The sequence below is a fragment of the Streptomyces sp. NPDC001068 genome (assembly GCF_042897315.1).
Lineage (GTDB): Bacteria > Actinomycetota > Actinomycetes > Streptomycetales > Streptomycetaceae > Streptomyces.
On record NZ_JBIAYD010000021.1, the window covers coordinates 92,774 to 103,364 of the forward strand.

The following is a 10,591-nucleotide window of genomic DNA, read 5'->3' on the forward strand; positions in this document are numbered from 1 at the left end:
GGGGAGAGCGCGAGATGACGACACCGTCACCCGAGGAACGGGTCTCGGAGGCCTTCACGGAGGCCGCAGGCGAGGCGATGCAGACCGCGGTCATGTCGTACCGGCTGGTCATGGCCATCGCGGACGCAGCACGGCGGCACCAGCAGCGCAGGCAGAAGGGGAAGGAGGAGGACCTGCCGACGGCCGAGGAGGCGGTGTCCGGCGTCGAAGCGGACGTCAAGCGGCTGCTGCCGTCCGAGATCTCCGCCGCGCTGATGACGGAGGCGGACTGGCCGCAGCTCGCGCAGCAGTTGATGGCGCTGCGCGCGGCAGGTGTCGACCTGGACCAGGTACTCCCGCGTGTCGGTGAGATCGTCGTCAACGTGCGCGACCAGGTCGCGGCCGCTGCGACGGAGACGGTCACCGACGAATGGGTTCGGGCAGTACGCGAGACGCTGCCGGCGGGACCGCTGCGCGAGGCGATCCTGACCTCTCCGGCGTGGCCGGAGATGGCGGCGACGATGGCCCGGCTGGAGGAGCGGGGCGTCAACGTCCGCGAGGTCCTGGCTGCCGCCCACAACGAGGTCCTGGCTGTCGACGAAGCCGTCGCGAAGGGCCTGGGAGCCTCCGCAGAGCCCGCGATGAGCCGGGACGCGACGCTGTCGAATGGCCCGCTGACGACCGGGCTGGACCTGCCGCGCGACTACGACCTCTCGGATCGCGAGGCGGCGCTGCGCGACAAGTTCGCCATCCCGTCGCAGGACAACCAGCGGTTCGTCCGGTGGGTGCGGGATGCGATGCCGGACCACACGCAGGCGGCGGACCTGCTGGTGGCACACCGCCAGTGGCCGCTGCTGGCGGCCCGCATGGCGCAGATGGAGACGGACGGCAAACCAGTGCGCGAGCACCTGGCCCGCATCGCCAAGGACGCTTCCTGGGAGGAAGGACCCGGGGCCCAGCTCGGGACGCGGCTCGTGCAGGCCGCCACCGACGCACTGAGCCGTCCGGTCGGGGACACCCCGGGGGAGTCCCGGGTGACGGTGAACACCGCGGCGGCGAGAGCGACGTCGACGAGCGTGGGCCCTACTAAGGCGGCGAAGACCGCCCCGACCGCAACGGCCGGAGTGGCCGCGCACCGTGAGCCCGCAGCCGCCCCGGCACGGGGCAAGGCGAAGTAGCCGCACCCTGTGAAGACGCGTGTGCCGCAGACCCGAACAGGTCTGCGGCACACGGCGTTTTCAGGGGGTCAGGGGCGGGTTGCGCCGTAGTAGTCCCCGTCGGGCATCGCGGATGTCAGGGGAGCGAGTTCGACGTGGCGCCCGGTGCGCGGGGCGTGCACGACGTTTCCCTCGCCCGCGTAGAGCGCGACGTGATAGATGCCGCCGCTGCCGCCGTGTGACCAGAACAGCAGGTCGCCGGGCTTGAGGTCGCTGCGCGAGACGGGCCGGTCGGACGTTGCGCCGTACTGCGCGGCCGCCGTGCGTGGCAGCCGGGTCTTGGGCCAGTACGCGTACTGCACGAGGCTGGAGCAGTCGAAGCCGACGGTGCTGGACGCGACGCAGGACCCGTTGAGGTAGCCGTTGGTGCCGTCGCAGAAGCCGCGCGAGGGCCCGGTGGGGCCGCCGCCGCCCCACGCGTACGGGGTGCCCATCCGGCCGACGGCTTTGCGCAGTGCCTTTGCGCCGGATCCGGAGCCGGAGACCTGGAGGAGGCTCGGGCCCTGGAAGCGGACCATCGTGGAGAGGATGATCTGAACGTAGTTGAAGGTCTGACCGCCCGCGAACGACTTCGGCGGCACCCCCTTGAACTCCTGCACGCGGCCCCAACCGGCGTTGTAGCCCGCCAGCGCCAGGGCCCGGACGTCCCCCGGGTAGCCGGAGGACTTCGCCTGTCGGGTCAGGCTGCACATCATGCGGCCCTGCGCCATGACGGCGTCGCCGATGTCCCACGGGCTTGCCTCGCCGGAGCCGTCGTCGTCGCGGCCCCACGTCGCGAAGGTCGAGGGAAGGAACTGCGCCGGGCCCACCGCGCCGGCGTCACTGGTGGCCTTCTCCGGGCTGGTCTCGAACTTGCTCTCCTGCCAGAGCTGGGCGGCCAGCAGAGCCGGTGTCAGTTCCTGTTCCGGGCAGGCGTCGTCCGCCTTGAGGATCCACTCCCGGAACTCCGTCGGGACCCCGCGCAGCCCTCCGCTGCTGGTCTCGGCGGCCGATGCGTTGTCATCAGTGATGACCATGGCCACCACTGCGAGAAGTGAGAAGACGACGAGTCCTATCGCTGCACCAGCAGCGCCAATGAGCATCTTCACGCGTTGTCCCCCCGTGCCTGCCGCCGTTTGCTTCCCGCCACGAATGAAGGGCGTCGAGCCCCAGCCGGGGCGGCAGCGAATTCGCTGGCCCGCGGCGGTGCAGCTGAAGTCGGTATGCCCTGGCACGTCGGCACGCGGCGAACCACGTCCGACGTGCGGATTTCCGTCGTCGGCCCTATCCGTCAGCTAGTCAGGTAAGTGGACTGTGACGTCTCTTGAAGACCACTCAGTCTCTTGAGCCCGTACGCCTCTCCGTTGACAGGGACAGTCTGAATCCCTTGGATGTGGCAGGCGATATCCCAGCTCACGGCATTGAAGCGGCGATGCGTGTCACGCGTCAAGCACGTGCCGCCACAGGGAGTTGCCTCCCAAAACGGCCGCTATGTCGGAAGTTTCGGGGGACGGGGTGGGTATCTAGCTGACTACTTGGTCCGATTTCACGCTAGCCTCAGTGGCCCCAAGTGCCAACATCGCGACTGAAAAACGACGCCAAATAGGGGGAGTTGCGGCATGTCCGCTCAATCGGTGGCATCAACCCCAAGCACCCGTGCGCCGGTTGCTCTCCGGTACGCGCTGATGCCGGTCAACGGCTCCGGCATCGCCCTGGCAACGGTCGCCGCGATGCTCGATGACGGCGCCGGCGGGAGCCGGGCCAGGGTCCTGGGGGCGGGGGAGTACATCCCGTACGGAGCCGCTCCCGTGCTCGTCGCCGATACGACGCTGTACGGCGCCACGCAGGTGGAGGAGATCCTCCAGCGCTGGGGCTCACTGCCCAAGCCGTGGCTGGTGTGGGTGGCCGACGCCCCCACCCGGCCCGTGCAGGACGCCCGCTTCCTGGTGCGCGCCCTGGAGGGGCGGCTGGCCGGAGTGGCACGGGTGCCCTACCTGCCCGTGCTCCGGGCCGTGAAGGGGCCCGAGAAGGCACTGGAATTCAAAGACGTTCGAGCCGCAGCGGAGAAGCTGCGGCGCACCATGGGAGGAAAGTGAGCATGGCCATGGAACGGGTCGCTACGGCGATGTACCTGGCGGGAGACCTCGTTCCCGCATCCAAGCCCAAGGTCATCCCCGGCATGGAGGGCCCGGTGGGCGAAGTCATCAGCTACGCCCTGTGGCTGCTGATCCTGGCAGGCGTCGGTGGAGTGATCTTCGGTCTGATCAAGCTCGCCACCTCCGACAAGTCGCGCAACTCCGGCGGCTCTGAGCCCTTCAAGTGGATCGGCGGCGGGCTGGTGGCCGTCATCCTCTCCAGCTCCGTGATCGCGATCGTCAACGGCGTCGCGGGCTGAGGCGGGGGACATGGGACGCACCAGGGGGACGTGGAACACCAAGGGCGTCTGGATCGCGGGCAGTGCGCTCGCGGCCGTGCTCGCCCTCACCGGGTACGCGGTGTTCAGCGGAGGCAGTGACGCAGGAACGGACACCCCGGCGGGCAAGGGTGGAGCGAGCCCGAGCGCGCCCGCCTCGCCGGGTCCATCGGCGACCTACGCCCCGCCGCAGGACTGGACCGAACCGGATCAGTGGGCAGCGCTCCCGCGCGGCAAGCGCACCGACTCCCACGGAAGCCAGACCGGCTTCCCGAAGAGCACCGAGGGCGCCGTGGCGATGATGGCGGCCGCCAACGCCACCGCCATCGAGGGCGAGAAGACCACAGTCGACGAGCAGTTGCGCATTTACCGCTCGTACATCGGCAAGGCCGACCAGACGTCACAGAACGCCGAACAGATCGAGCTAAACGCCCAGGCGAGCGACAAGGAACTGGCCCGGCAGATCGGCGTGAGCGCCGGACAGCCGCTGCCCTCGGGCGCGTACGTCCGCAGCACCGTCGTGGGCTACAAGATCATCAAGAAGTCGGACGGCGAGGTCAGCGCATGGCTGCTGTCGAGGGTGGTCCAGAAGGCCGGGGAGATGAAGAAGGAGTCCGGCTCGTACACCCGGACTCTGGCCGGCGCCCAGTGGCAGGACGGCGACTGGAAGCTCACCGGAGCCGCCACCGAGCGAGCTCAGTCGGACGTGCAGGGACAGGCACAGCCCCGGATCGTGGCTCCCGGCGACGCCGACTTCAACGCCTCCGGGTGGACGGCCATAAGGGAAGCCTCGTGACGCGGCGATTCGCCGCGCTGCTGCTCGCCCTGGTCGCGGCCTTGGGAGTGTCGATGTCCGCTCCCCAGCCCGCGGCCGCCGACGGCATCATCGGCAACACCATCGAGGGAGCCTGCCGGATCGGCACCGGCCCGGTGCTGGGGACGATTCTGCACACCGGCGGCAAACTCGCCGGAGTCGGCGGGCTGACTGGCTCGGACATGTGCGACGCGGTCGGCGACGCGGGCGAGAAGGCCGTCAAAGAGGCGTGGAAGAACGTCTGGGACTCGGTCCTCGGCGACATCATCAAGTCCGCCCAGGACGTCACCAAGTGGGTGATCAAGAAGGTTCTCACGTTCGCCCTGCTCGGTCCGAGCGTGGATCTCAAGGGAACGGGCCTGTGGACCGGACAGGCCACGCTCGCGGGCATGCTCACCTGGCTCGGCCTGGTGATCGCCGTCTTCGGGATCATCTGGCAACTCGGCAAGATGGCTGTCACCGGGCAGGCCAAACACGCAGGCCGGGCCATGGCCGGGTGGGTGGAGAACCTGGTCCTGTCCACCGTCGGCGTCAGCCTCTTCGCGATCCTGCTGACCATGGGCGATGCCATCAGCTCCGGGCTGGTCAACGCCACGTTCGACGACGACGGCAAAGCGTACGAACGGATCATCGCCGTCCTGCTGCCCAATGCCGTATCAAATCCGATCACACTGCTGTGCATCGTCACCGTGCTGCTGCTGATCGGATTCATCCAGCTGGTCATGCTCTTCCTGCGGCAGAGCGCCATCCCCATCATCTGCCTGCTGCTGCCGGTGGCCGGAGGCGGCAGGACCGGCGGGGACGTCACCCGCAAATGGGCGCCGAGCCTGATCACCAGCGGCATGGTCATCGTGGCGTACAAGCCCATCGTCGCCGTGATCATCTGCACGGGGTTCGCGGAGTTCGGGCATGCGAAGACGCTTGCCGAATGGCTTCGCGGCTGCGCCACGCTGGTCCTCGCGGTGCTCGCCCCGGGCCCCCTCACGAAGATCTTCGCCCCGCTCGGGGCGGCCGTCGGTGCGGGAATGAGCGCAGGCGGCGCCAGTGGCGCACTGTCGGCGGCCGCCGGGTACTTCGCGGGCAAGTCCAGCGACGGGGACGGCGGCAGCGGTAGCAGTGACAGCCCCTCGAACGCCGTGGAGCACGCCAAGTTGGTCGAGCAGAGCATGGGCAGCCAGGGCGGCAGCGGAGGCTCCGGCGACGGCGCGGGGCAGGGCAGTGACGCGCAGGCGCAGGCCGCCCGTAACGAGGGTGCCCGCGTCCCGGGGCAGAGCGGAGCCGAAGGTGTCCCCGGCGCTGACGCGGCCGCCGCGGGAGCAGGCGCCACCGGTACGGCAGGCGCCGCCGGTGCAGCCGGCGCGTCGGGTGCGGGAGCGGGAGCCGCCAGTGCGGCGGGCCCGGTCGGTGTAGGCATCCAGGTCCTGGACGGCGTCAACGACGCAGTTCAGAGCGCGGGTGGAGCGATGGGCGGGGGACGGCAGCAGTGACCACTCATGAGGTGCCCCAGACCTTGATGGTCGAGGGATTCAGGGCCCGCCAGAGCTTTGGGTTCGGCGGGCTGTCGAGGACCGCGACGATGGTCGCGGCCGCAACGCTCCTGGCAGACGGCCTGGTTGCCACGCTTGCACCGTTGTCCCTGCTGGTCACTTTGCCAGTGACGATCGGGGTGTTCGCCCTCGCGGCCGCCAAGAGGCACGGCATGTCCGCCCTCGCCTACTACTGGGCGAAGTTCGCTTGGAGGAGGGCCGCCCGCTACGACGCCACCTCCTACCGGCGTCTGCTGCTGCCCTACCCCTACGCGCTGGACCTCCCCGGCGTCGGCGCGAGCTCCACCCTCATCCGCGCCCACGACCCGACCACCGGTCGGCCCGTGGGTGTTGTCCACGACCGGGCCACCGGCCACATGACGCTCACGACTTTGCTCGCTCCGGGCGGCAGCCTCATGGCGCCCACCGCGGCGGTGCAGAGCAGCCTGCGCACCTGGGGCTCCGTGTTGGACGCGATGAGCACCGACGAGCAGGTCAAGGGCGCCAGCGTGACCATCCAGATCACGCCGGGGGCAGGAGAGGCCCTCGGTGACGACGTCGCGGGCCGCAAGGACCCGAACGCCCCGCAGTTGGCTAAGCGGATCATTGACGAGCTGGTCCGCACTACCCCGCACGCCACCGCGAGTGTCGCCCCGTGGATGAGCGTCACGGTGGACCCGAATGCGACGGCCAGCCCGCCGGCGGATCTCGCCGAACAGGTCGCCGAGACGCTGCGGGTGGTCGACTCGCTCGACCTGTCCGGCACCGGCACGGACATCGAGCGTCGCGCGAACGACGTCGACCTTCGCCGCATAGTGCGAGCCGCCTACGACCCGGACGTGTTCAACGCCAGGGACGCCGAGTTCGAGGAGCTGACCTGGAGCGAGTGCGGGCCGCAGGCCGCCGACGACGGCTGGGAAGAGTACAGCCACGACGGCGGCATCTCGGTCAGCTGGGTGCTGCGTGAGATGCCCCGGCGGCCCATCCCGTACTCCGTGCTGCTGCCCCTGCTGGCCCCCGGCCGATACCAGCGGCGCATCACCCTCAGCTACCGGGTCCTGGACCCCTTCGAAGGCGAGGCCGTGCTGGAGCGGGAGATCAGCCACGCCCATCAGCGCGCGCAGGCGACCGCAGAGGTCAAGGGCCGCGCCAAGTACAGCCAGCGCGCGGACGCGCAGCGCGCGGAAAGGGCCGCTGCCCAGGTCGCCGGAGGCGCCCAGGTCGTCGACTGGACCCTCATGGTCACCGTCACCGCACGGCGCACCGCCGACCTGCCCGCCGCCCGCCAAGAGCTGGCGCGCGCGGTCAAGGCCACCCGAGGCATCCGCATGAGGCCCGCGTTCGGGGCCCAGGCCGCAGTGTTCGCCGCCGGACTGCCCATCGGATACTCGCCGCTCGTGAAGGACTGACGATGGCACGCAAGCACAAGCCGGCGCCGGTGATCACGCCCAAGCGCGTGACCCAGGTGGCCGAGCAGCCCCCGACCCGCGAAGAGCGGCGGGTACAGAAGCAGTTGAAGGGCCGGTTCGCTCCGCGGCTGGGATGGGGCGGCCGGTTCAGCGGCCGCGCCCCGGTCGAGGACTCCGGCACGGTCTACACCGGCCCAACCACCCAGGCGGCAGGCCTCTACCCGTTCCTCCTGGGGTCGGGCCTGCCGCCGCGCGGTGTGCCGGTCGGACGGGACGTGCTCACCGGTGAACTGGTGTGCGTCGACCCCTCCGGGTGGACAGGCAAGCTGACGACGAACCCCGGTGTATGGGTGATGTCGCAGCCGGGCGCGGGCAAGAGTGCGCTGGTCAAACGCATGTGCCTGGTCTACTCGGCGTACGGCTTCCTCACCTGCGTCCCCGGGGATGTGAAGGGCGAGTATTCCGATCTGATCCGCGAACTCGGCGGCTCCGTCGTCCGCATCGGTGACGGCATCGGCCGTCTCAATCCCCTGGACTCCGGCCCGCTCAAGGGCCACGTGCACACGCTGCCCGTCGAGCGGCGGGAGGCCCTGCTGGACGTCCTCAACGGCCGGCGGTTGGAGACCTTGGTAGCCCTGCTGTCCACGAAGCACGGGCTCGGTAGGTCCCCGAACGAGATCGAGCGTTCGGCGTTGGACACCGCCGTGCAGGTCGCGTCCAGCGCGCAGAAGTCCGGCAGCGACCCCGTCGTCGCCGACGTCGTCCGGGCCCTGCGAGCGGCGCCCGAGGAGCTGCGCACGAAGCTGGCAGCCGAGGGGGAGCGCTACCGGGACCTCACCAGGTCGGTCATCGCCGGGCTGGACAATTTGATCGGCGGCCCGTTGAAGGGCCTGTTCGACGGCCCGACGACCACCCCCTTGGACATCTCGGCGCCCGCCGTGTCCGTGGACATCTCCGCCCTGCGGGCCCGCGGAAATGACGTTGTGTCGGCCGGGATGATCGCGACGTGGGCGTACACCTACAGCGCGATCGACTCCGCCCGCAGCATCGGCCTGATGGATCGCTCCCTCGTGCTTCCCATGGACGAGATGTGGCGCGCCCTGCGCTCCGGGCCCGGCCTGGTGGACGCGATGGACGCCATCAGCCGCCTGAACCGGACCACGAACGACGTGACGATCTACGTCACGCACTCATTGCTGGACGTCGAGGCCCTGCCGACCGAGCAGGACCGGGCCAAGGCCCGCGGCCTGATGGACCGGTGCGACACATGGGTGATCGGTGCGTCGTCCGAGGAGGAACTGACCCGGGTCACCGGCAAGCGGTCCCTCACCGAGCAGGAGCGCATGATGATCGGCTCGTGGTCGTCGGCGACGTCGACCGGGCTCGACATCGACCCGACCTATGACGACGCCGACGGCGGCAACGTCGCTCTGGAGGACGAGGGCTCCCGCCACCCGGGCCGCGGCAAGTACCTCATCAAGATCGGCACTCGGCCGGGGATCGCGGCCGCGTTGGAGCTGACGCCCACTGAACTGCGGCTCTACCGCACGGACACCAACCGGCGCCGGGTCACGACGGTTTCCACGGGAGGTGGCAGCCGATGATGACGGACGACGACCGGGCCTGGGCCGCCGGAGGCATCCTCCTTGGCGGGACGGTCGGGCTGGCCGCATCGACGTGGGCCGGGGCTGCCGCCGGCGCGCTGGTGACCGGCGATGATCCGGCACCCCTGCCGCTGTCCCTGGTGGGCGCGTTCCAGATGGCCACCCGATGGTCGCAGGCCTGGCCGCACTCACAGACCGCGTCCATGATCGGCGCCACCGTGGCGGACCTGGTCGTCACCGCGTTCGTGGTGTGGGGCCTGCGCTGGGCCCTCCGCTGGTTCCACAACCCGCGCAGTCTCGCCACGCTGCACGAGGTGCGGGAGCTGACCCCGATTCCTGCGGCCCGCACCGCGACCCGACTGCGGGCCTCGCTGCGGGAGATGAAGCCCGCGGACATCCCCGCCCGCGACCGGGGCGTGCTCCTCGGCAACCACCGGCCCTCCGGCGTCGAACTGCGCGGATCCGACGAAGACACGTACTGCTCGATCATGGCGCCCCGCGCAGGCAAGTCGTCCGCGCTCGCCATCCCGGTGGCCGAAGAGGCCCCCGGCGCCCTACTGATGACCAGCAACAAGAGCGACGTCTACGCCGCCACCCTCGGCAGCCGCTCGAAGGTCGGCCAGCCCTGGATCCTCGACACGCAGGGCGTCGCCCAGGTAGAGCGCCAGATGTGGTGGGACATGGTCGCCCAGGCGGAGACCCTCGAAGGCGCCGAGCGGCTGGTCAGCCATTTCATCAATCAGATCACCAGCGAGCAGGCCGACCCGTTCTGGTCCCAGGCCGCCGGAGACCTCCTCGTCGGGCTGTTCCGGGCCGCCTGGTGGGAGGGCGGCACCGTCCGCGACGTCATGAAGTGGCTGAGCGACCCCAAGGAGAGGGAGCCGCTGCGCGTCCTCTACCGGCACGAGCCGGTCCTCGCCGAGCAGGTGGATTCCTCGATCAACATCGCGGAAGAAACCCAGTCCGGAATTTACCAGAATGCGCGAACTGCGATCAGTGCGCTCCGCGATGAGAAGGTCCTCGCGTGGGTCACGCCGGACAAGCACCACCCCCGCTTCGACCCTGAGCACTTCGCCCTCAGCAAGGACACCCTCTACCTGATGTCGAAGAAGGGCGGCCCGGCCAGCGCGGTCGTCGCCGCCCTCGCCGACGCCGTCTTCACCGCAGGTGCCGAGGCGGGCGAACGCAACGGCGGCCGCCTGCCCGAACCGATGCGCGCCGTGCTCGACGAGGCCGCGAACATCTGCCGCATCAAGGACCTGCCCGACCTGTACTCCCACCTGGGCTCCCGGGGGATCACCCCGATGGTGATCCTCCAGAGCTATCGCCAGGGAGTCGCCGCCTGGGGCGAAGTCGGCATGGACGCGATGTGGAGCGCGGCCACGAAGAAGATCATCGGCGCGGGCGCGGACGACCCGAAGTTCGTGCAGGAGGTATCGACGCTGACCGGCGCCCACTTCGTCGAGCGCGGCTCGTACTCCAAGAGCAAGGACGGGCAGAGCCGCAGTTGGTCCGAGCAGCGCGAGCAGGTCCTCGATCCCGCCGAGATCCGCGCCATGAAGAAGGGCACCGCGCTGCTGCTGGCCACCGGAATGCCGGTCGCGCAGATCGATCTGCGCCCCTGGTACACCGAGAAGGAGATGACCCACA

General features: G+C 69.9%; 9 protein-coding genes. 8 read left to right on the plus strand and 1 reads right to left on the minus strand.

Annotated elements, in window-relative coordinates:
• Positions 1-14 precede the first annotated feature (14 nt).
• A complete protein-coding gene (locus tag ACFY3I_RS40305; RefSeq protein ID WP_390865921.1) occupies positions 15-1,157 on the plus strand; it encodes a hypothetical protein in 1,143 nt (380 codons plus the stop codon).
• 68 nt (positions 1,158-1,225) lie between these two features.
• Here ACFY3I_RS40305 and ACFY3I_RS40310 read toward each other — a convergent pair whose 3' ends face one another.
• Positions 1,226-2,212: an NlpC/P60 family protein gene (locus ACFY3I_RS40310; RefSeq protein ID WP_390865922.1), complete on the minus strand. Its 987-nt coding sequence runs from the start codon at positions 2,210-2,212 to the stop codon at positions 1,226-1,228.
• Positions 2,213-2,794: 582 nt separating this feature from the next.
• Here ACFY3I_RS40310 and ACFY3I_RS40315 point away from each other — a divergent pair.
• The 7 genes from ACFY3I_RS40315 to ACFY3I_RS40345 all read left to right on the plus strand — a co-directional run.
• Positions 2,795-3,271: a hypothetical protein gene (locus ACFY3I_RS40315; protein ID WP_390865923.1), complete on the plus strand. Its 477-nt coding sequence runs from the start codon at positions 2,795-2,797 to the stop codon at positions 3,269-3,271.
• A 2-nt stretch (positions 3,272-3,273) separates the two neighbouring features.
• Positions 3,274-3,570 carry a hypothetical protein gene (locus tag ACFY3I_RS40320; RefSeq protein WP_390865924.1) on the plus strand — a complete coding sequence of 99 codons (297 nt, stop codon included), beginning with the start codon at positions 3,274-3,276 and terminating at the stop codon, positions 3,568-3,570.
• Positions 3,571-3,580: 10 nt separating this feature from the next.
• Positions 3,581-4,384 carry a hypothetical protein gene (locus tag ACFY3I_RS40325; RefSeq protein WP_390865925.1) on the plus strand — a complete coding sequence of 268 codons (804 nt, stop codon included), beginning with the start codon at positions 3,581-3,583 and terminating at the stop codon, positions 4,382-4,384.
• On the plus strand, positions 4,381-5,889 hold the full coding sequence (locus tag ACFY3I_RS40330) for a hypothetical protein (protein WP_390865926.1): 1,509 nt from the start codon (positions 4,381-4,383) through the stop codon (positions 5,887-5,889). The genes ACFY3I_RS40325 and ACFY3I_RS40330 overlap by 4 nt, the downstream gene beginning before the upstream one ends.
• Positions 5,890-5,915: 26 nt before the next feature.
• On the plus strand, positions 5,916-7,337 hold the full coding sequence (locus ACFY3I_RS40335; RefSeq protein WP_390865929.1) for a PrgI family protein: 1,422 nt from the start codon (positions 5,916-5,918) through the stop codon (positions 7,335-7,337).
• Between the two features lie 2 nt (positions 7,338-7,339).
• Positions 7,340-8,941 carry an ATP-binding protein gene (locus ACFY3I_RS40340; protein ID WP_390865927.1) on the plus strand — a complete coding sequence of 534 codons (1,602 nt, stop codon included), beginning with the start codon at positions 7,340-7,342 and terminating at the stop codon, positions 8,939-8,941.
• On the plus strand, positions 8,938-10,591 hold a 1,654-nt coding region (locus ACFY3I_RS40345), incomplete at its 3' end, for a type IV secretory system conjugative DNA transfer family protein (RefSeq protein ID WP_390865928.1). The genes ACFY3I_RS40340 and ACFY3I_RS40345, both read left to right, overlap by 4 nt.

Bases quoted from the DNA above. Each gene is read 5' to 3' on its own strand.
- ACFY3I_RS40305 (WP_390865921.1), top strand. From the start codon at position 15: ATGACGACACCGTCACCCGAGGAACGGGTCTCGGAGGCCTTCACGGAG.
- ACFY3I_RS40310 (WP_390865922.1), bottom strand. From the start codon at position 2,212: ATGGTCATCACTGATGACAACGCATCGGCCGCCGAGACCAGCAGCGGA.
- ACFY3I_RS40315 (WP_390865923.1), top strand. From the start codon at position 2,795: ATGTCCGCTCAATCGGTGGCATCAACCCCAAGCACCCGTGCGCCGGTT.
- ACFY3I_RS40320 (WP_390865924.1), top strand. From the start codon at position 3,274: ATGGCCATGGAACGGGTCGCTACGGCGATGTACCTGGCGGGAGACCTC.
- ACFY3I_RS40325 (WP_390865925.1), top strand. From the start codon at position 3,581: ATGGGACGCACCAGGGGGACGTGGAACACCAAGGGCGTCTGGATCGCG.
- ACFY3I_RS40335 (WP_390865929.1), top strand. From the start codon at position 5,916: ATGGTCGAGGGATTCAGGGCCCGCCAGAGCTTTGGGTTCGGCGGGCTG.
- ACFY3I_RS40340 (WP_390865927.1), top strand. From the start codon at position 7,340: ATGGCACGCAAGCACAAGCCGGCGCCGGTGATCACGCCCAAGCGCGTG.